The organism is Xenorhabdus entomophaga (assembly GCF_037996725.1).
Taxonomy (GTDB): Bacteria; Pseudomonadota; Gammaproteobacteria; order Enterobacterales; family Enterobacteriaceae; genus Xenorhabdus; species Xenorhabdus khoisanae.
Window position 1 is genome coordinate 12,233 of sequence record NZ_JBBMXH010000008.1, and the last position, 20,906, is coordinate 33,138.

The 20,906-nt window shown below is 49.4% G+C and carries 17 protein-coding genes and 1 riboswitch; of the genes, 7 read left to right on the forward strand and 10 right to left on the reverse strand.

Going from position 1 to position 20,906, the window contains the following annotated elements:
* Positions 1 to 47: 47 nt before the first annotated feature.
* From AAC854_RS02675 to AAC854_RS02695, 5 genes are read right to left on the reverse strand one after another with little or no spacing between them, the layout of a single operon-like run.
* Entirely contained in the window at positions 48 to 398 is a 351-nt protein-coding gene (locus tag AAC854_RS02675; RefSeq protein ID WP_340615782.1) for a hypothetical protein, read from the reverse strand.
* On the reverse strand, positions 398 to 5,140 hold the full coding sequence (locus AAC854_RS02680; RefSeq protein WP_340615783.1) for an RHS repeat-associated core domain-containing protein: 4,743 nt from the start codon (positions 5,138 to 5,140) through the stop codon (positions 398 to 400). The genes AAC854_RS02675 and AAC854_RS02680 overlap by 1 nt, the downstream gene beginning before the upstream one ends.
* 10 nt (positions 5,141 to 5,150) lie before the next feature.
* Entirely contained in the window at positions 5,151 to 5,507 is a 357-nt protein-coding gene (locus AAC854_RS02685) for a DUF4150 domain-containing protein (protein WP_340615784.1), read from the reverse strand.
* Positions 5,500 to 6,717 carry a DUF2169 family type VI secretion system accessory protein gene (locus tag AAC854_RS02690; protein WP_340615785.1) on the reverse strand — a complete coding sequence of 406 codons (1,218 nt, stop codon included), beginning with the start codon at positions 6,715 to 6,717 and terminating at the stop codon, positions 5,500 to 5,502. Before AAC854_RS02690 ends, AAC854_RS02685 begins: the two co-directional genes overlap by 8 nt.
* A gap of 16 nt (positions 6,718 to 6,733) precedes the next feature.
* Positions 6,734 to 8,929, reverse strand: coding sequence for a type VI secretion system Vgr family protein (locus tag AAC854_RS02695; RefSeq protein ID WP_422824033.1), 2,196 nt, complete (start codon positions 8,927 to 8,929; stop codon positions 6,734 to 6,736).
* Between the two features lie 903 nt (positions 8,930 to 9,832).
* Positions 9,833 to 9,961, forward strand: a riboswitch (TPP riboswitch).
* Between the two features lie 150 nt (positions 9,962 to 10,111).
* Here AAC854_RS02695 and thiC point away from each other — a divergent pair.
* The 7 genes from thiC to AAC854_RS02730 all read left to right on the forward strand — a co-directional run bounded on the left by thiC (position 10,112) and on the right by AAC854_RS02730 (position 15,887).
* Positions 10,112 to 12,088: a phosphomethylpyrimidine synthase ThiC gene (gene thiC / locus AAC854_RS02700; protein ID WP_340615787.1), complete on the forward strand. Its 1,977-nt coding sequence runs from the start codon at positions 10,112 to 10,114 to the stop codon at positions 12,086 to 12,088.
* Positions 12,072 to 12,743, forward strand: coding sequence for a thiamine phosphate synthase (gene thiE, locus AAC854_RS02705; protein ID WP_340615788.1), 672 nt, complete (start codon positions 12,072 to 12,074; stop codon positions 12,741 to 12,743). Before thiC ends, thiE begins: the two co-directional genes overlap by 17 nt.
* Positions 12,737 to 13,531, forward strand: coding sequence for a HesA/MoeB/ThiF family protein (locus AAC854_RS02710; protein WP_340615789.1), 795 nt, complete (start codon positions 12,737 to 12,739; stop codon positions 13,529 to 13,531). The genes thiE and AAC854_RS02710 overlap by 7 nt, the downstream gene beginning before the upstream one ends.
* A complete protein-coding gene (gene thiS / locus AAC854_RS02715; protein WP_047962515.1) occupies positions 13,528 to 13,728 on the forward strand; it encodes a sulfur carrier protein ThiS in 201 nt (66 codons plus the stop codon). Before AAC854_RS02710 ends, thiS begins: the two co-directional genes overlap by 4 nt.
* An 18-nt stretch (positions 13,729 to 13,746) precedes the next feature.
* On the forward strand, positions 13,747 to 14,514 hold the full coding sequence (locus AAC854_RS02720) for a thiazole synthase (protein ID WP_340615790.1): 768 nt from the start codon (positions 13,747 to 13,749) through the stop codon (positions 14,512 to 14,514).
* The gene (gene thiH, locus AAC854_RS02725; protein WP_340615791.1) at positions 14,511 to 15,635 is read left to right on the forward strand and encodes a 2-iminoacetate synthase ThiH; all 1,125 of its coding nucleotides are present in this window, start codon (positions 14,511 to 14,513) and stop codon (positions 15,633 to 15,635) included. The genes AAC854_RS02720 and thiH overlap by 4 nt, the downstream gene beginning before the upstream one ends.
* 75 nt (positions 15,636 to 15,710) lie before the next feature.
* The gene (locus AAC854_RS02730) at positions 15,711 to 15,887 is read left to right on the forward strand and encodes a hypothetical protein (RefSeq protein ID WP_340615792.1); all 177 of its coding nucleotides are present in this window, start codon (positions 15,711 to 15,713) and stop codon (positions 15,885 to 15,887) included.
* Positions 15,888 to 15,895: 8 nt separating this feature from the next.
* Here the strand turns inward: AAC854_RS02730 and AAC854_RS02735 are convergent, their stop codons facing one another.
* From AAC854_RS02735 to AAC854_RS02755, 5 genes are all read right to left on the reverse strand, one after another.
* Complete coding sequence (locus tag AAC854_RS02735; protein WP_273548884.1) at positions 15,896 to 16,492, reverse strand: DUF1349 domain-containing protein; 597 nt, start codon at positions 16,490 to 16,492, stop codon at positions 15,896 to 15,898.
* Positions 16,493 to 16,506: 14 nt separating this feature from the next.
* Positions 16,507 to 17,616 carry an MFS transporter gene (locus AAC854_RS02740; RefSeq protein WP_420497871.1) on the reverse strand — a complete coding sequence of 370 codons (1,110 nt, stop codon included), beginning with the start codon at positions 17,614 to 17,616 and terminating at the stop codon, positions 16,507 to 16,509.
* Positions 17,617 to 17,780: 164 nt separating this feature from the next.
* Positions 17,781 to 18,443 (reverse strand): HAD family hydrolase, encoded by a 663-nt coding sequence (locus AAC854_RS02745; RefSeq protein ID WP_273548886.1) that lies wholly within the window; start codon positions 18,441 to 18,443, stop codon positions 17,781 to 17,783.
* 27 nt (positions 18,444 to 18,470) lie between these two features.
* Positions 18,471 to 19,532, reverse strand: a complete 1,062-nt coding sequence (locus AAC854_RS02750; protein ID WP_340615793.1) for a zinc-dependent alcohol dehydrogenase — start codon at positions 19,530 to 19,532, stop codon at positions 18,471 to 18,473.
* On the reverse strand, positions 19,532 to 20,782 hold the full coding sequence (locus tag AAC854_RS02755) for a class-III pyridoxal-phosphate-dependent aminotransferase (RefSeq protein ID WP_340615794.1): 1,251 nt from the start codon (positions 20,780 to 20,782) through the stop codon (positions 19,532 to 19,534). The genes AAC854_RS02750 and AAC854_RS02755 overlap by 1 nt, the downstream gene beginning before the upstream one ends.
* Between the last annotated feature and the right edge of the window lie 124 nt (positions 20,783 to 20,906).

Here is a 20,906-nt window from a genome sequence, read left to right on the forward strand (position 1 = left end):
CAGAACAAGCCGGAAGATCACGGGGATCTTTCCGGCTTTAAATTTAACTATTCATATTTTCCAGTAAACATAAATTCTTCAAGCATGTTAATGAACTTGGCCTTATTTCTTGTTTGCTTACTACCTAGAAATGTTTCCTCTTCTGTTTTTCCTGTTTTTTTATTTGTTTTTATGATGAAAAAATCTAATACAAATAAACCATTAGGGTCTCCTTCTGGTTCATACCGTGAATCAAAGCAAAGGCCATCAAGCGAATTATGTCCACTAATCAAAATTGACCCATAGAACCAATCCATATTTTCTTTAGTAGGCTCATAGTCATAGAAATTATTTACATCAATTACCCACCTGCTAGGTATTCTCAAGGGTTGAATATTCTTCCATATATCTTTTTTCATTAACGAACTCCAGGAATGTATTTTCCGACTTGTTCCAACGATGCGGGGAAACTGTGAATAGTAGGAATAGGTGCATTCGTCATTTCAATTCTTACCCAATCGGTTAATTTTCCTTCATTATACCCAACATGACCTGTAGGGTTTTTATAGAACATGAATCGAGTTCCGCCGTGGTCAAAAGCATGACCATTCCGAATAGCTCCATATGCGGCTTGTTTCTCAAATCCAGCAATCTTACCTGCATATTCCGGGAAATAAGATGCTTCAGGTCTTTTATCTAAGCTTCCTTTACCTACACTCAGATTTTTAGCTTCATTAACATCTTTTGCGTTGATATGTTTTGTTGCATGACGACCAGCAGTAGGACGTTGAGCATTATAAACGTCTGTTCGAAGAGCCTTGCGTTTATGATATCCAGTAGGATCACAACCCGCTAACCCGAACGGATCTACAAATCCAACCGGATTATGGACGTATCCATACGGATTCACGCCCCCCACTAGCCCTATCGGGTCAGGACTGAGATATTGCCCCGTCTCCGGCGAATAATACCTAAACCGATTGTAGTATAACCCGCTTTCCTCATCCTCATACTGGCCCATAAAGCGCAGGTTACAGTTAACATGATAATCTGCATTATTGGAAGCGATCACCTGAAAACGATCTGCCTGTCCCCATGTTCTCAGTCGCTGTGCCCATATGAGCTGGCCTTCCTCATTGAGCATCTCACGCGGGGTGCCTTGATGGTCGCTGACGATATAGTGGAGCTTGCCGCGTTCAAAACGGGCCGAAGGCGTCAGTGTGCCGGGTTCATACAGCCAGCGAACACGCTGATTTTCCTCGGGCGTGCCATCCGCATAAATCGGTGTTTCCTCGATAAGCTGGTCACCGCTCCACAGGTAATCCTGCCCCATCATGGCATTGGCTCTCGGCGCTAAATCCGGTTTGCCTGCCAGCCACAACTGTAAATTAGCGGCAGCCAGCTTACCATCATGCACTTTCAGTTTACGAATTCGTCGGCCAAACGCATCGTAGAGATAATGCCAGCGCGAGCCATTCGGGGTTTCGCAGTGGGTCAGCTGGTTTTGCGTATCCCAGCGGTAGCGCCAGATTTGCGGGCGGAAGCCATCACGGTGTTCGGTTTTTTCTACCAGACGCCCATTGTCATCATAGCGATAACGGATATCCCCTTGCTGCACAACGCGCCCGGCTTGCTGGCGTTGGTTGATTTGCGCCACTGCCCCCCGCGCATCGGTCGGTAGATGTTGGCTCAGGTTGCCATTGGCATCATAGCTGAATTGCTCTTCATGCGGACGCGCACCTTCGAACAGGGTATGCAGTATTTGGTCGTTAGTATTGTAACGGTAACGGGTTTGCCCCCAACGACTGTCGTCTATCACCCGGACGTTATGCGCACGGTCATATTGCCAACTTCGGTTGACGGCGGTGGCCTGTGGCGGGAAGTGCGGGTCATTTTGTGCCAGCGTTTCCCTGAAAAATTGGGTGGACTGACCTGCCGATTGGTGTGCCAATAAACCGGTTGCTGTGTAGCGGCTGGCAAGGATAAAACCGTTGGCACTTTCGCGCACGGTTTCCCGTCCCAGTACATCATGCTGGAATGTCAGCGGCGTATGCTGATTGAGCTGAAAGTGGTTCAGACTCCCCAACAGGTTATAGCCAAAGTGCAGGGTGTTGCCATCCACGCTTTCGCTGACTGGGCGTCCGGTCAGATTGTCCCATTCGCGCGTAATTTCCCGCCCGTTGATACGTTCACAGGTCGGCAGGCCAGTGGCCTTGTCATACTCATATTCCACCACTGCATCGGCGTTAGTGGCTTTCACCAACTGATGCCGCTTGTTGTATTCGTAACGCGTCGTGGCTTTCAGCACCAGTTGGTTATTTTCCGGCTGCCAGCTTTCCTGTTTGACCAGTAAACCCGCAGCAGAATAATGCCAGCGAAGCTGCTGCCCATCGGGATATTGAGTCAGTGTCCGGCGTCCCAGTTTATCGTACTGATAGTCAATGGTACGCCCGGTAAAATCGGTTTCGCGGATGATTTGCCCGGCGGCATCCCGCTTATAACGGTAGGTTTCGCCGGTGGAGGCGGTCACTGAGTTCAACCGGGTCAGACGGTCATAACCAAAGTGTAATATAGTACCGTCGGGTCGGGTAACCTGATTGAGCAGGTCAAACGCGCCATAGGTGTAGCGGGTGGTACGGCCTTCGCCATCAGTCACTGCCATCACGCGCCGTTCACTGTCATAAGCCAGTTGCTGCGTGGTACCATCCGGCAGTTCAACATCGGTCAGGCTGCCATTAAGGCTGGCATGGTCATCGCTGTAACGGTAGTGAGTTTGTTGTTTGAGCGCATCTGTGAATTGGCGCAATCGACCCAATTCATCCAGTTGCAGGCTGGTGGTTTGCCCATCCGGGGTCATCACCGCCGCCAGCCGCTGTTGCTCATCGTAGGCGTAGTGCCACTGACGCCCATCTGGCAGTAAACGCTGGCGTAATTCACCGTGGGTGCCATATTGGTATCCTTCTTTGTGCCTCAATGGATTGGTCAGCGCTGTCAGGTTGCCTTGCTCATCATAGTGAAATTGCCAACGTTCACCGGTTGGCAGGACACTTTCAATCAGCTGCCCGTGTTCGTCATAACCATAAGCAAACGTTTCACCTGTCGGTGTTTTTACTTCTGTCAGAGCACCGTCAGGATTGTAATCGAAAGTCGTGATCCCCCCTGCTGCATCGGCTTCCCAGACGATTTGACTATGGCGCCACTGACGACGTGTGACGCGCCCCAGCGGATCGACCTCACGGATTACCAGCCCGTTGTGATCATAGTGGTGTTGGGTTTCACCGCCTTCAGCATCCCGGTAAGTGGTGATACGCGCCTGATCGTCATAGTGGAAACTGTCACTCCAGTAGCCACTGGGGGATGTCATGCTCAGTACCCGCCCCTGCGCATCATAAGTGAGATGCAGATCAGTCTGGTCAGTATCGTGCCAGCGTATCATCCGCCCCTGCGCGTCATATTCATGCCACAGGTGGTTATGCTGGAATGCTTCGCATTGATTCAGATAACCTTGTGGGTCATAGTGGCAGGTCACCAGCCGTTGTTGCTTTTTCTGTGCCAGATAATCCACTGTCTGGAGCTGTTGGCCTTGATAATCTAAGATCAGCCGGAAACCATCGGTGCGAGTGACTTCAACCAGTTGCGACTGTTTATCATAGATAAACCGAATTGCGTTCTGACGGCGATCGGTGATCGCGGATAATTTACGGATAGACCCGACGGCATGATTGAAGTGGTAGGTAAGCTGGGATTGGCGGTTGGTCAGTTGCAATTCGCCATTCAACTCGCCGGTTAACACATAATGAGGAATATGCTGATTACGGGCGAGCACTGTGTTATCCGGTGTATTGAAATCGTAGATCACTCCGTCTGCATCAGTGAAATTGATTTTATCGTCAATCAGTACAAGCTGGCGTGACCAGTCATCTGCCCATTTGGGACCAAATAGGCCGTTTAAGTTGGCGGTAGAGCGATAGGTACGGGTTAGGGTGATCGGCAACAATCCGGGGATAGCGATAACTGGCCAAACTTGCAAAAAGTCGCCGGTAGCCATATCGACAGGTTCACTTTCTGTGCTACAAGTGCCATTGCAGCTGCCGTCTTTGTCGGTGGACTTGTTATCAACGTGGTCTTCTTTAGCGTTTTGGGGTTTATCGTGTGAGGGAGTGGCATTTTTCGCCGATTGGCCTTCGATTCTGGCACCTTCTAGGGCTGTGGTTTCCTCAGTAAGCACTTTTCTTTCAGCTTTGGTCGCCGCATTACTGACTTTGTTTGCAGCAGAAGCTAATTCAGTCGAACTCTTTTGGATAACCCCGGTTTTCCCAGCAGGCAAACCAATCACCTCGATAACCTTGACATCAAATATTCCCGCTTCTTGTGCTTGGTTGCTGGGGGTAGCTTTCCAGTCATTCAGATTAAATTCCCCACTTTGCTTTTTCTGAATTTCTGCGACTTCACGTACCGTCTTCGCTTTTTCAGTTTCGCCATATATTTCAAGCCACCGAGCTGTATCCTCCGAGTCTTTGGCACTTTCAAAATAAGCCCCTTGGATATAGGACTCTACCGTGTCAACCACGCTGTTATAGGCACCTTTTACATGTCCTTTAGCCCGCTCAACCGGATGTTTCATCCCTTCGGCATGATTAATCGCCTTCTCCTTCGCCCAATCAACGACCTCATCCTTGGTTTTCACCATTGACTCCCACGCTTTTGTCCGCCAGCTTTTTTCTTCCGGTGTTTCTGCTTTGGGAATAGGATTGGCTTCTGCCACTGGCACTTGCGTGGGGGCTGCCTGAGCGGTAATTATTCCGGGGGTGTTTCCTGTCCCAGTGGGACTGTCATCCCGGACTTTAGCTGGTAAGGGAGTATTGGGTTGAGGATGTGCATTATATTCGTCGCCTTCATCTACCGCCTCCCATTCTTTCAGTGGGTATTCCCCGCTTTTGAATTTTTCAGCTACCTTATCAGCTAGTCTTGTTTCACCGTCTAAAATAAATGCCTTATCATCCGAGGTCAGTCGAGGGTTGTTGGCAAATTCTGCCTCTAATAAGGCAGGAAGATTTTTTTGGGTTCTTTCAAAATCAGCCAATGAGCGAATATTGTATTCTTTGCAAAATACGGCTTCATCACGCCCTCCGGTAATTGCGATAACGGGTTCTTCTGACATGGCTCCCTCCTTATGCCCCATTCATCCAAAACTTATCCCCGTGGCGCAGCACCAGCTTATTGCCGGCGCGTACTGTGCGGGTGTGCTCCTTCGGATGGCATTTGCCGCCTACCGTGCCGCTTTTGACGCCATTTGCTACACCGGGTTGATCTCCTATGGTTTGCGGTACAAAACTCTGGGCAAACACCACCACCGGTTTGCCATTGGCACGGACGGTTTTTTCCGCCGCCGAGCTGTCTGCCAGTTTCGCCACGACCGGGTACGGGATCGGCGGTGTGGAAGATCCCATCGGGGTTTTGCACACATCCGGCAGGATACCGACAATCATCCAGGTGCCCGCAGTACGGGCGATATAGTTATCAGCCATCCTTTTTCTCCTCTTCCAGCGGTGCCAGTTTGAGCAACGGCGCCTCCGGGTTAATTTCAAACCGGGCTTCGGCGACCCGTACGGGCAGGGAGGCTTTGAAGCTCAGGCGGCAGGTCATATGCAGCGTCCTGGCCTCGCTGTCGATAATTAACGTATCCATACGCATCGGTACGGGCAGTAGCATGCCGTTGTGCATCCGCAGCAAAATGAACGGGCGGTGTCCCGGTAGTTTGACATGCAGGTCACCATGGGGCGTCAGGCCGCTCAGGGTGAGGGCAATATCGGTTTCCGGCCAGTCTATCTGCTGGTCAGCCGGTGCACCGTTCCAGTAACCGAAGTCAAAATCCTTTGGCAGATAAGGGTGGCGGTGCTCCAGCCAGTCGGCATCGTAAGTCCCGGCAAGCTGACGGCGGGGCAGCCACGGACGACCGATAAAGCCCATGCCCTGTGGCTGACAGGCTGGGGTATCGGGCGGTAATGTTCCGGTCAGTTGCTCCGCAAAATGCGGCGCGGTAAATGGCGCATCCGGCCGGGTAATGCGCGGTGCGGGGTAGTGGGTGAGTGGTTTGGCGTTGGCGTACCACGGGGTGATAAACCCCATTCCCAGCGGATTGCTTTCACAGGTGGCATGAGCGACCGGTGCTTTTTCCCCGTCCGGGTGCTGCTGGCGTTGTTCGGGTGTCAGCCGGTCACTTTCCTTGAGCTGTTGACTCGCTTTATCGGCTGCCTGAATTTTGCATTCGCCACCAAAGGCATAGCGGTAGTCCAACGGCAGGGTGGTAAACGGTTTTGGCTCTGTCAGTTGCCAGTGACCGCTGGTGTCACGGATAAATTCTCGTTCGCCAGTCACGGTCAGTGTTTTGTCGAGCAGGGTCTGGCCCTGCTTGCTCTGTACCTGTAATCGAATGGGGAATTCGGTACAGGACTGACCTTCCGGCGCATAGGCTGTGCCGTTGACAATCACGTCACAGCGCGGTTTAAACGGGGCAAGGTCACTTTCCTGCAACACCTGCGAGGCATTCATCTGTCCGCGATATTCATCCTGTAAACACAGGGGCGGTGCGGGCAATAATTCGGCGACGTACTCCCCCTGTCCGGCAGGCATCAGCTGGTAGCCGATTTTCATGACCGCCACATGATGCTCGGTATCTTCGACATCGAACATTGAGTAGTTCATCACCGCGAAGGGGGTGAGGTTACGAAATTCCATCTCAAGTCTGTCCTTGTTAGTTCAGGTCGATGTCTTTACCGGTGATTTGTACCGGGCCACTGGCCTCAAATTTGAATTCACTGCCCTGTATGGTGATTTTTCCCGCGCTGTCCATACGCAGGACGCTGGCACCACATTTCAACTCAATCACATCATTGGCACTGATAGACAGGGTATTACCGACCGTGACAGATTTATGGTGGCCCACCTGCTCGGTCTGGCTGGCGACCACGGTGGTGTTCATGCTGGCGCCGACGGTCAATGCGTAGACCATGCCGATGGTTTCTGTGCTGGTGAATCTCACCATCTCGTTTTTGTGCGCATTCACTTTAATGGTCTGGTTTTTCTCCACCGTTTCGCTGTGGTTCGCCAGTACATGGGTATCACGGTTATTGAGTACCTTGGTGTTCATGTCTTTCTGGGCGTGCAGTGACAGGAGCTCACTGCCCTTGGCATCTTCAAACAGCAGTTCGTTATAGCCTTGCCCCTTATGGGTTTTGGAGCGGAACGCCATCTGGGTTTTGCTGCCCGGCAAGGCACCCGGCGGGATGTTGCTGGCATGGTAAGTACGTCCGGTGACGATTGGCTGGTCGGGGTCGCCGTGCAGAAAATCCACCACCACTTCCTGCCCGATACGCGGAATGGCGAGCATGCCCCAGCCCTGACCGGCCCACGGCTGGCTGACCCGTATCCAGCAGGAACTCTGGTCGTCACTCTTGCCGTAACGGTCCCACGGGAATTGCAGGCGCACCCGACCGTATTGGTCACAGAAAATTTCTTCCCCCGCCGGGCCGACTACTTTGGCAATTTGCGGGCCATCAATCACTGGTTTGGGCAACGGCGCCGGGCGCCAGTTCTGGTTCTGGCGGATGAAGTGGAAATTGCTGTGCAAGGTGGTCCCCGAGCCTGAGCTGGCCGTTTCCAGTGCCTGTGGCTGGCTGCCGCTGTGACTGGCTGCGACGGTCTGCCATGACTGATTCAGGTCTGCCCGGGGATGATTATCGAGAATGAACAGTTTACCCGGTTGCAGGGCGATGGCATTGCCGCTGCCCTGTCCGGTCACGGCGTCACTGCGCAGTGCCTCCAGCCGGTAGCGGGTAAAATCCTTGCCATGCGCCTCGTCTTTGAAGCGGCCCGGATAGTCGTAGTGCTCGTAATACAGTTGTTGCAGGTTCTCATCCCGCATCTGCTGCTGAAATTCTGCCGGCCAGGCCGGGTTCTTGAAGGTGTAATCCTTCAGCTGTACCTGAGCCGGGCGTACCTGTGCGCTGCTGGTCAGGCTGCTGACCGCCGGTTCGCCCAGTGTGCTGGCCTCACCCGGTTGATAAGGCAGGCGGATGCCCGGTGGTACGGAGCCGCAGTCGTCGGCGAACACCAACGTGTTGCGCCCGTTACTGCATTCGAAGAAGTAGAAAATACCTTCTTCCGCCGTCAGCCGTTGCAGGAAATCAAAGTCGCTTTCCTGATACTGTACGCAGAATTCGCGCTCCGGGTGCGGGTGGCGCAGGTTGAACACCACGTCGCGGATGCTGTGCTCCTTGAGAATTTTGGTGATGATGCCGGCGATATTGAGCTGCTGGAAGATGCGTGAGTTCTGCCGCAGGGTGGTGCGCCACAGGTCGGGGCGGATGCTCATCCGGTAGGTGGTCTGGTGTAAGCCGGAGTTGCCCTGCTCAAAGCGGGTGACGATGCCGGTGACGCTGCGCTGTTCGACACCGCTTTGCAGAATGGTCAGCGTCGCCGTGCGGTCAAGCACCAGTGGGAAGTCAATGGCGGAATCGGCGCTCGCCAGCCCCACTTCCAGCGCAAAGGGGCGCGAGAAGTGTTCGCTCAGGCTGAAGTCGGTGACAACAAAGGTCTGTGCCGGCAAGCCGCCCGCCGTCAGGGTGAACAGCAGGCCGCTGGGATCAGCCCCGCCACCGCCGCCCAGCCCCAGTTTTTGGCCCAGCTGTTGCAGTGTCTTCGCCGCTCTTGAATTACCTGCGATAGCTTTGGTTGCCAGTCCCGGCCCGCCGAGGGCTTTGCCCGCATCGCCAGTAAAACCACCGCCGGAGATCAGGCTGCCGGCACCGAGGCCACCGAATGTCTTGCCCGCACTGCCGGCAAAACCACCACCGCTGATCAGATTGTCGGCGCTGAGGCCACCGAGTGCTTTACCTGTGCCACTGAGCGACCCGACCTTGCCGACTATTCCAGACACAGAACCGAGCATATCGGCAGCTTTGCCAGCGCCGCTGGGTAATCCGACCTTACCGGCTATTCCGGTTACAGAGCTGAGCATATCGGCGGCTTTGCCTGCTCCATCGGGCACTGTCACAGAGCTGAGGATATCGCTGGCGCTACCTCCTGCACCCGACAATAGATCCTTGGCCTGTTTTGTTATTTCCCCCTGCCCCTGTTCTAACAGGGCCTTTCCTTCTTGCAGCTTTGTGATGTGCTTTTTCTCTGACATAGTCTGTCTCCCTGAGGTCATGCCGAAACATTATGGAATAGGCTATCCTGCCTGATAGCAACGCAGGCCATAACATTCAGGCTCAAGATTTGAATCTAATTCTAACTCACGTTGTCTCTGACAAAATTGTTAATTAAGGGCGTTAATACGCTATATTGCGATAATTTGAAGAGGTGTTGGGTCGGAATATATCGTTTAATTCATGAAAAATAATAATGAGGGCAAATGATAGGTAAGAGATCAGTGAAAACCAAACGAAATCAAGTGAAATAAAAAACGGAATCCGGCAATAACAGCGCAAAAAGTTAAAATGATTGCCGTTGAAGAATAATATCCTGATATTGAGTATATTATTAGTTTATACAACCACTTAATATTTACCCATAAAAGGTGTTTTTTTCGTAACATTATGAGGTAAAAATAAAAAAAAGGTAACAGATTTGACAAAATCATGATCATTTCCATTTCATGAACTCGATCACAAAAAAACTGTTTTAAGAAATAAGGTTTTTTATTTCCTGTCTTTTTTGTTTAATAAAAAAGAGCGTAATAATGAAGGATATGTTTGCATTGAATATATAAATTCCAGCCATTCAAATAAAAGTAAATAAGTACAAGTTTTAGGTTGTAGTTTTCACCATCCCCTTTATACTCTGGGGTGTTTTTTTCTTGTCGGAGTGCCTAGCGTTTACTTTGGGTCATACATAGTAAACACAGGCTGAGACCGTTAATTCGGGATCCGCAGAACCTGATCGGGCTAATACCCGCGAAGGGAACAAGAGTAATCACTCCGCTGTTAGTATCAACGTACATCTATACAAATAGCGTGTACAAATACCAATCAGCATCAACCATTACTCCCTGCGAGCTCCAGACAAGCAATTTTCTCAACTTAAGCCTGTTCAGCAATGAGAAAGGCGATAACACAGTCAGGAATTTGCTATGTCTAAGTCCAACAATACCGTTGTTTCCGGTTCCGTTATTCCAGCCACGGATATCTCCCCCAAAACCCACCCTGCAAGGCCGCGCAAAGCGCAGCGAGATGCAGCTCAGGCATTTATCAGTTCCATTCAGGGTGTGGCGTTTCCCAGCTCAAAACGCATTTATCTTGAAGGTTCCCGTCAGGATATTCAGGTTCCGATGCGTGAAATTCAGTTATCCCCCACACTGGTGGGTGGCACAAAAGAGCAACCTCAATTTGAGGAAAACGAACCCGTGCACGTTTATGACACTTCCGGCCCTTATGGTGACCCTGCTTCCGTGCTGGATGTGCAGACGGGATTACACAAGATCCGCCAGCCGTGGATCGATGAACGCAATGATACCGAACCTGTTTCAATCCTCAGCTCCGATTTTACGCAACAACGCCTTGCCGATGCCGGGCTGGATCACCTGCGTTTTCACCATCGCCCACATCCACTGAAATCCAGACAAGGCAAACGTGTTACCCAATTGCACTATGCACGCCAAGGCATCATCACGCCAGAAATGGAATTTATTGCACTGCGCGAAAATATGGGACGCGAGCGTATTCGCAGTGAAATCCTGCGCCAACAACATGCAGGGCAAAGTTTCGGGGCCAACTTACCGGAAAACATCACGCCAGAATTTGTCCGTCAGGAAGTTGCTGCCGGTCGTGCGATTATCCCCGCCAATATTAACCATCCCGAATCCGAACCCATGATTATTGGCCGCAATTTTTTGGTGAAGGTTAATGCGAATATCGGTAACTCTTCTGTCACCTCATCCATTGAAGAAGAGGTGGAAAAACTGATTTGGTCTACCCGCTGGGGTGCTGATACGGTGATGGATCTCTCTACCGGACGCTACATCCATGAAACCCGTGAATGGATACTGCGCAATAGCCCGGTCCCCATTGGTACAGTACCGATTTATCAGGCATTGGAAAAAGTCAATGGCATAGCGGAAAACCTGACATGGGAAATGTTCCGCGATACGTTGCTGGAACAAGCCGAACAAGGTGTAGATTACTTCACCATTCACGCAGGGGTATTACTGCGTTACGTGCCAATGACCGCCAAGCGCCTGACGGGCATTGTTTCCCGTGGTGGCTCGATTATGGCGAAATGGTGCCTCTCCCATCATCAGGAAAATTTCCTCTACACGCATTTCCGTGAAATTTGTGAAATCTGTGCCGCCTATGATGTTTCCCTCTCTTTGGGTGACGGATTGCGTCCCGGCTCCATTCAGGATGCCAATGATGAAGCACAGTTTTCTGAACTGCATACTCTGGGAGAACTGACCAGAATCGCATGGGAGTACGATGTTCAGGTCATGATAGAAGGGCCGGGGCATATCCCGATGCAACTAATCCGCCGCAATATGACGGAAGAGCTGGAGCATTGCCACGAAGCCCCGTTCTACACATTAGGGCCACTGACGACGGATATCGCCCCCGGTTATGACCATTTCACCTCCGGCATAGGCGCTGCCATGATTGGTTGGTTTGGTTGTGCCATGCTGTGTTATGTCACGCCAAAAGAACACCTCGGCTTACCCAATAAAGAAGATGTCAAACAAGGGCTGATTACTTACAAAATCGCGGCCCATGCGGCTGATCTTGCCAAAGGCCATCCGGGTGCTCAGATCCGTGATAACGCCATGTCGAAAGCGCGTTTTGAATTCCGTTGGGAAGATCAATTCAACCTCGCGCTTGATCCTGATACCGCCCGTGCTTATCACGATGAAACCTTACCGCAGGAGTCCGGCAAGGTCGCCCATTTCTGCTCCATGTGCGGGCCAAAATTCTGTTCAATGAAAATCACACAAGACGTGCGTGATTATGCGGCGAAACTGGAACAGGAAACAGGTATGGAACAGATGTCAGAAGAGTTCCGCGCCCGTGGCAGCGAGCTGTATCACAGTGCTGAGGATACCGCCAATGAAAAATCAGCGTGAAACACTGCATGACACATCATCATTTGCTCCAACCGCACATCGGTTGGGGCTGTATCCCGTTGTGGACTCCCTGATGTGGATTGAACGATTACTGGAAGCCGGCGTCAGGACTTTGCAACTGCGCATCAAAGATAAGCCCGAAGAACAGGTAGAGCAGGATATTCAGTCCGCCATTGTACTCGGCCGTCAATACAATGCCCGGCTGTTCATTAACGACTACTGGCGGCTGGCAATCAAATATCAGGCCTATGGCGTTCATTTAGGGCAGGAAGATCTGGATATCGCCGATCTTAGCGCTATCCGGCAAGCAGGGCTGCGTTTGGGGATTTCCACTCACGATCAACAAGAGCTGGCGCGGGCAAAATCCCTGCGCCCCTCTTATATCGCATTAGGGCATATTTTCCCCACCACCACGAAAGAGATGCCGTCGTCACCTCAAGGTGTTGCAGCACTGAAACATCAGGTTGCGATCACACCGGAATATCCTACCGTCGCCATTGGAGGTATCTCGCTGGAACGTGTACCGGATGTCGTTGCAACAGGTGTTGGTGGCGTTGCATTAGTCAGTGCCATCACGAAATCGAAAGATTGGCAGCAAACCACAGCGAAGTTACTTCATTTAGTTGAAGGACAAGAGCGGGGGAATTTATGCTAAACGATCAAGAATTTATGCGTTACAGCCGCCAATTACTTCTGGAAGATATTGGCCCTGAAGGTCAGGAAAAATTAAAAGCCAGCAAGGTGCTGATTGTCGGTCTGGGTGGCTTAGGTTCACCCGCAGCGCTCTATCTCGCCGCAGCCGGCATAGGGCACCTTTATCTTGCCGATGATGACACGTTGCATATCTCGAACCTGCAACGCCAAATTATCTACCGCACCGCAGATATTCCTGCCAACAAAGCCCTATCAGCCGCAAAACAACTGGCTGATTTAAATCCACAGATCAATGTTACTGGCCTCACCGAACGGCAAGATCGTGAGTCTTTGGCGAATATTGTCAGCCGGGTCGATTTGGTACTGGATTGCAGTGATAACATGGCAACCCGCCATGCCATCAATGCCGCCTGTGTTGCTGAAAACAAACCGCTCATCAGTGGCAGTGCTATCGGTTTCAGTGGGCAACTGATGGTTTTCGAATTTCCTTATCAATATGGATGCTATGCCTGTCTCTATCCTGATCAAGAAGAACCCCAACGCAATTGCAGAACCGCGGGGATATTAGGCCCAATCGTTGGTGTCATTGGGACATTGCAATCATTGGAAGCGATAAAAATGCTGTCAGGTCTTCCCTCTCCTTTGAGTGGAAAGCTCCGTCTGTTTGATGGCAAACAACAGAGCTGGAGCACGTTACAACTGACTCGCTCACCACAGTGTCCAGTTTGCAGCTCAGTTATCGAAAACGCCAATATCGATAAACAACGGGCAGGAAAAGAAGTCGTATGAACATTATCGTTAACGATCAGGTGATGACACTCAGTACCCCCATGACGGTGCAACAGTTGCTTGAACACATCCAGCGCACCCAATCCGGCACCGCATTGGCTATCAATCAAACCATCATTCCACGCTCAGAGTGGCATACCCATCAGGTGAATGACGGGGACAATATCTTGCTGTTTCAGGCCATTGCTGGTGGCTAATATTGCTGGAGGCTAATTATGTTAAAGATTGCTGATACCACCTTCGACTCCCGTCTATTTACCGGAACAGGCAAATTTGCCAATGCCGGATTAATGATCGAGGCAATTCGGGCCTCAGGCAGCCAATTAGTCACAATGGCGATGAAGCGTATTGATCTCCATGGGAATGACGATGGTATTCTCGCGCCCTTGCAACAGTTGGGCGTTAAACTACTCCCCAATACTTCTGGAGCCAAAACGGCGGAAGAAGCCATCTTTGCCGCTCGTCTTGCACGGGAAGCGCTGGGAACTCACTGGATTAAACTGGAGATCCACCCCGACGTAAAATACCTGCTACCTGACCCGATTGAGACACTGAAAGGCGCAGAACAGTTAGTGAAAGAAGGATTTGTCGTCCTGCCTTATTGCGGTGCTGATCCGGTTCTGTGTCGGCGGTTGGAAGAAGTCGGCTGCGCGGCTGTCATGCCATTAGGGGCTCCCATCGGCTCAAATAAGGGATTACTGACGCGTGACTTTCTGCAAATCATCATCGAACAAGCCAATGTACCTGTTGTTGTGGATGCAGGGATCGGCGCCCCCAGCCATGCACTGGCCGCCATCGAAATGGGGGCAGATGCCGTGCTGGTCAATACCGCCATCGCTGTTGCCCGCAACCCTGTCAAAATGGCTCAGGCGTTTAAAACTGCCATTGAAGCAGGTGAGCTTGCACATCAGGCCGGCGTAGCAAGCCAGAAATCCCATGCAGAGGCTTCCAGCCCTCTTACCGAGTTTCTGGGGGCGTTATGACCAACAGTACGTTTCGTCAACACTGGCAACAATTGGATTGGGACGACCTCACCCTGCGCATCAACAGCAAAACATCACGGGATATTGAACATGCGCTAACCAACGATCACTTAACGCTGGATGATTTTATGGCTTTGCTCTCCCCTGCGGCTCTGCCTCATCTTGAATCACTCGCTCAACGCGCACAGCAACTGACCCGACAGCGTTTTGGCAATACCGTGGGATTTTTCATCCCACTTTATCTTTCCAATCTGTGCGCCAACGACTGCACCTATTGTGGTTTTTCTATGAGTAATCACATTAAGCGCAAGACACTCAATGAACAGGAAGTCGAAGAGGAATGCCTCGCACTGAAAAAACTGGGATTTGAGCATATCTTGCTGGTAACGGGGGAGCATCAGAACAAAGTGGGTATGGATTATTTTCGCCGCTTCCTTCCTCTGATCCGCCGCCATTTCAGCTCAGTTTCAATGGAAGTCCAGCCACTGGCACAAGAAGAATACGCTGAGTTGAAAACATTGGGACTGGATGGCGTGATGGTCTATCAGGAAACTTATCACCAACCCAGTTACCAATTGCACCATTTGAAAGGCAAAAAGCAGGATTTCCACTGGCGATTGGAAACCCCGGAACGCCTTGGACGGGCAGGTATCGACAAAATCGGGCTGGGTGCCCTGATTGGGCTATCCCACAATTGGCGAACCGACTGCTATATGGTGGCGGAGCACCTCTTTTTCCTGCAAAAACAGTTTTGGAAAAGTCGCTATTCCATCTCCTTCCCACGGCTACGCCCCTGCGCTGGCGGCATTGAGCCAGCCTCGTTGATGAATGAAGCGGAATTAGTACAACTCATTTGCGCGTTCCGCCTGTTGGCACCGGATGTCGAACTTTCTCTTTCAACCCGTGAGTCACCCTACTTCCGCGATCACGTTGTACCACTCGCTATCAATAACATCAGTGCCGGCTCCAAAACCCAGCCCGGCGGTTATGCTGACGGTCATCACGAGTTGGAGCAATTCGCTCCTCACGACAATCGCCCTGTTTTTCAGGTTGCCGAAGCCTTAGTTAAATCAGGTTTACAACCCGTTTGGAAAGATTGGGACAATTATCTGGGGCGATAGTTATTTTATTTGGGATAACAGTTAATTAGTGCCATCGCTACTTGATATAGCCTATGACTTGAGGATGCTGCAACTGTGGCATCCTTAATAAGGAGTAAAAACATATCCAAACGTTTTACAAAGAAATACATTGACGAATTGGTCGAAGAAGTTAAGGAAAGTGTTTCTCTTTGGCCTGAATTGGCCAAAGAGAATGAAGTACCGCTTTCATTAATAGAAGAAATTGAAGCTAACCTTCGTCTGGATATTTAATTAAGCAATTAACTTAAATCATGCAGGTGTTTTCTCAGCGACGACATCAATTTGAAATCAGAGAATTTCACCTGTAACCCTTCACGTTCTGGTGAACAACACATAGCTCCAACAAAGATACGCTGACTATTCAGCGTAAAAGGAGATAATCTCAGTAATGGCCATGTCACACCATCAGTGGAATATTGCAACCGGATAGCACCGTTACTATAAGTCAGTCGTAGCCAAAATTTATCGGGATTACCCTGAAAAACCCCCATCGCCCAGTCAGACTCACCATTCGTCAGTACACTGCCAATCGTTGCCTGCCCGTCTGAATGCTCAATGCCAGCTTTTAGCCAATGTTGTTCATCCACCAGCAACATAATGCCCGCCTGATCGTATAACTTCTCAAACTGCCCTTCTATGCAAAGCTGAAAAGTAAAACCAGCATCAAGCTGAAAATCATCAACATAACCTCCAAATACATGACCGCTATGACGTTGGAAGCCATACCACGTATCACGCCAGAAATCGGTTTTATTATCCGTCGTGACATGAAGCTCATCTTCCTGACACTGCCAGGAAGCCGGTTCATTTAACCAATGACATTGCTGCAAATTCATCAATATTTACCCTGTTATTTTTTGGTGGGATTAATCAAGCCATACCCCGCCAACAATGAAAGAGAAAGCAAAGCAATACAGGCAAAAGCACCATGTAACGTAACTTGGTGCGCTAAACCTCCGATAATTGCCGGGCCAAGCAAAATGCCCGAATATCCCATCGTCGAAACAGCAGAAACAGCCAGCGCATCAGGCATGACTTTCTGTTGCCCTGAAGCAGTGAAAAACATCGGGGCCAAATTAGATAATCCAGCACCAATCATCAGGAAAGCAATTGCTAGCTGAACAGTACCCGTTGCCAGATAAATCAGAACAAAACCCGAAGTCGCCAAAATGGCACTTCCCAAAAATACACGCCGATACCCGAACGCCGCAATGATCTTATCACCCAGAAACCGGCCACATGTCATGGTAATCGCAAAAAGGGTATAACCGAACCCGGCTTGATGGCTGCTCATGTTATGCACACTGCTTAACAAGATCCCGCTCCAATCCAACATCGAGCCTTCCATCAGATAGACAACAAAACAGAGAGAACCAATCAGTATGACAATGCCACGCGGTAAGGCAAAAAATGGCGTATCTTCCGTTTCAGTGTTATCCAGTAACCCATTCCACGCAGGCAATAACAGTAAAATCACGAATAAAGCCACAGCAATTGTGACCTGAAACGGAGGAATACCCATAAACAACAATAAGCTGACAGAGCCTGCTCCCGCAATTCCACCTAAGCTGAACAACGCATGAAAGCCTGACATAATCGGCTGATGTACTCTTTTTTCAACATTGACCGCATGAATATTGATGACAACATCGCTCGCCCCAATTCCTGCACCAAATAAAAACAGAGCACAAGCCAACGTCAGTGGCGTCGAAAGCACACTTAACCCCGGCAATACCAAAATAGCCAGCAAAGCAAAAAAGGTAAAAACTTTTCGGCAACCAAAACGAGTCGCCAACATTCCGGCTATCGGCATCATGATAAAAGAGCCAATACCAAACAACAGTATCAGCAACCCAATTGAGCCATCATCTAACCCCAAGCGTTCCTTCACCAATGGGATCAGGGGTGCCCAACTCGCAATACTGAATCCCGCAATAAAAAATGAAATTCGCGTTGCCATAACAGGCTGCTTTATTGAAGAGATTGTATATTCTTCAGACAATTCAATTCCTCCAGACAAGATTCCTAAAAAACAAGACTTCTAAACAATATTTTCAAATAACGCTTTAAAATATGCCCTCTACTGACTTTAGTGGAGGGCATTAAATATTGCTCATCAAGGCATTACATTAACTTCGCATTTATTCCAGAAAACTGGGGAATATCCGCTAACCCTTCAATGACACGGGTCGCCTGCTTATACTGTTCTGTCAACGACAGAGCGTGAGGCCAGGCATAGATACATGGAATACCCGCCTGTTTTGCCGCTTCTATTCCCAAATCAGTATCTTCAATCACCAGAGTTTGCTGAACATCCATCGCTTTCAGTTTCAACATTGCCAGATAAGGATCAGGGAAAGGTTTGGTTCTTTCCACATCATCACCAGAGATCAGGGCCGGTGATTCATCCAGATCCAACAATCTTAAATTCGCCAAACACACTTCACGCGGAGCAGTGGAAACAAATCCAAAATGAGTGCCATTTTGTTGCAAGGCCGCAATCAAGCTAGTAATCCCCGGACGCAGATAATGTTTAGACAATTTTTCTTGATAACGCGAAATAATCCTTTCAGTAATACCTTGCTGCATTGATGCCGGAAGGCCAATCGCATCCAGTGTTTCCGCCAGACTTAATCCAATCAATTGCTGCGGCTGGATATCCTTCACGTGCTCTGGTGCCTGTTCACCCAATACATCACCGACTACATCACGCAATACATCAAAATGCAGTTGTTCACTATCGACAATAACGCCGTCGATATCAAAAATGACATTCCATTTATTCATCGGGAAGCAGTGCCTCAAAACAGTTAATTATTTTATATCAGATATCCTAATCAACACTTTGCAATTTGGGGTATTGAGAGGAACTTGGGCTTTCGCCGTAAGATCACAGCCGACAATGAGAAAAGCCTGTTGGTAATCTTTGAAAGCAAAGGTCTGACTAATCAAACGCCCTACAGGAATGACGCCATCACGGATCATGGCATAGGCACGCTCAAAGCTATTGTTCAGGGAATCAATGGAGCCAATGACAGAAAGGCTTTTATCCGCAATTTTCATGATATCCAGACTGGCATGTTTATCCTTCAGGGCAACATTCAGCAGCTTTCCTCCGGGTGCCAGATGATCGAAAACATATTCGGTCAATTGCCCTGTTGTATCCACGCACAAATCAATCAACGTCGATTGATCACCATATTCTTGCATCAGTGCCGTATCAAAATCGGGGTATAACTGACATTCTGGCGGCAAATTATCTTTGGCGAATTGCATCCGGCTCTCATTTTTCTCAACCATAAATGCCTTCACGCCCCGCTCATACAGTGCCCAAATGTACAACATCCCCATTGGGCCGGCGCCTGCCACTACCGCTCGAATATTCGTATGGGTGATCCCCAGTTTATCCACGCCGGTTAATGTGCAACTTAGTGGCTCAGTCAGCGAAGCCTCTTCCATACTGACGTGATCGTCCAACTTAATCAGCAAGTTTTCTTTTGCCAGATACTGACCAGCAAACGCGCCATCATAGGAAACACCGGCTTCTGTCCCAAACTTTCTCTCACAATGGTTGGGATTTCCTATCTGGCACATCCGGCAATGCCCACAAAAGTAGGTCGGGTTAATGACAACACGATCTCCCACCTGAAACTGAGTCACACCGCTACCGATTTCAGCCACCACACCGGCGGTTTCATGGCCCAACGTCGTCCCCGATACGGCAACAGGATAAGACCCCGTAATGATCCCTACATCCGTACCACAAATGCCACACACGGCGATATCAACAACAACATCATCCGGTTCAATACAGGACACGGGTTCAACTTGTTGAAGCCCGACGTTCCATGCCTGATGGTATTTAAGCGCTAACATTATGCAATCTCCCTATATTCATGTGTGGTAGAGCTTAACTCTGAAAAAGTCAGGTCTATCTTATGCAGGATTTCATTCAAATGTTCTTGTGTACAAATCAACGGTGGACGCACTTTGATTGCCTTTCCTTTACCATAGCGGGAGCCACGCAGAATTAAGTGGTGGCGGCTGGCAGTTGCGATGGCCTGTGCAGCAAATTCCGGGTTTGGTGTATCAAAGCCATACATATAACCTACCCCTCTGACGCCTGTGATTTCAGGATATTTATGCTGTAACTTCAACAAACCATCACGCAGATAGGCTTCATTTTGTTGTACATTTTCCAGGATTTTGTCATCTTCAATAATGTCGATGATTTCGTTGAGGGCAACTAAAGAGAGAGGGTTGGCACCAGAAGTGCTGGAATGTTCAAATGATTCCAACACATCCAGTGAATGACGCATCAGTACACCACCGATCGGAATACCAATACCGCCAGCACCTTTGGCGAAAACGATAATATCCGGCTCCAATTCCTTGGCATAGCCTGCCGATGCAAAGAAAGTTCCTGTGCGACCAAATCCGGTTTGTACTTCATCTGCAATAATGATGATGCCATACCGGTGGCAAATCTCCCTGATCTTGCGGTAGAACGCCACAGGGAAAACCGTGTTTCCGCCGTTCCCCTGAATCGGTTCAATAATCAGACATGCAATATTGTCGCTAGAGCCTAATTGAATGAATTGCTCTAAATCAACAAATTTATCTTCTTCCAACTGTGATTGTGATTCAGCCAGAACACTGGCAGGAGCAGGAATTTTTATCGAACCATCGATATTAATATGAAAGTCTTTAATTCTGAATGCGTTACCCGAAATATGAGCTGTTGCTAAAGATTGACCGTGGTGAGCAAGAAAGAACGAAATAATGCCTGAACGCCTTGTGGCTTTTTGTGCTATCCGAATGGCACATTCAACCGCACCAGAGCCGGAAACATCTCGCAACCAGATACGATCTATTCCCTCTGGGGTATATTTCTGTAATTTAGTCAAAATATACTGTGACATTTCACGTGTATAAGCCGAACTTAAATGCGTACATCTATCAATCTGCTGCTTGAGTTTTTCTGCAATCCTCTGATTTGTGTAGCCAAGCGGCAAATTAAACGTACCTGATGCCGCATCAATATATTTTTCACCATCAATGACCAAATAAGGGCCATGACCCACAAAACGAGAAAGCATCTCTTCAAGATCGTTTTTATTTTCCATAATGACTCACCACTAATTAGTTATATTAAATAATAAGAAAACACCTACTGTGATGAGAACAGCTTAAGCACATTTAAATTTTATTTCGATCACGAAAACGTCATAAAAAATATTATGTAATTTT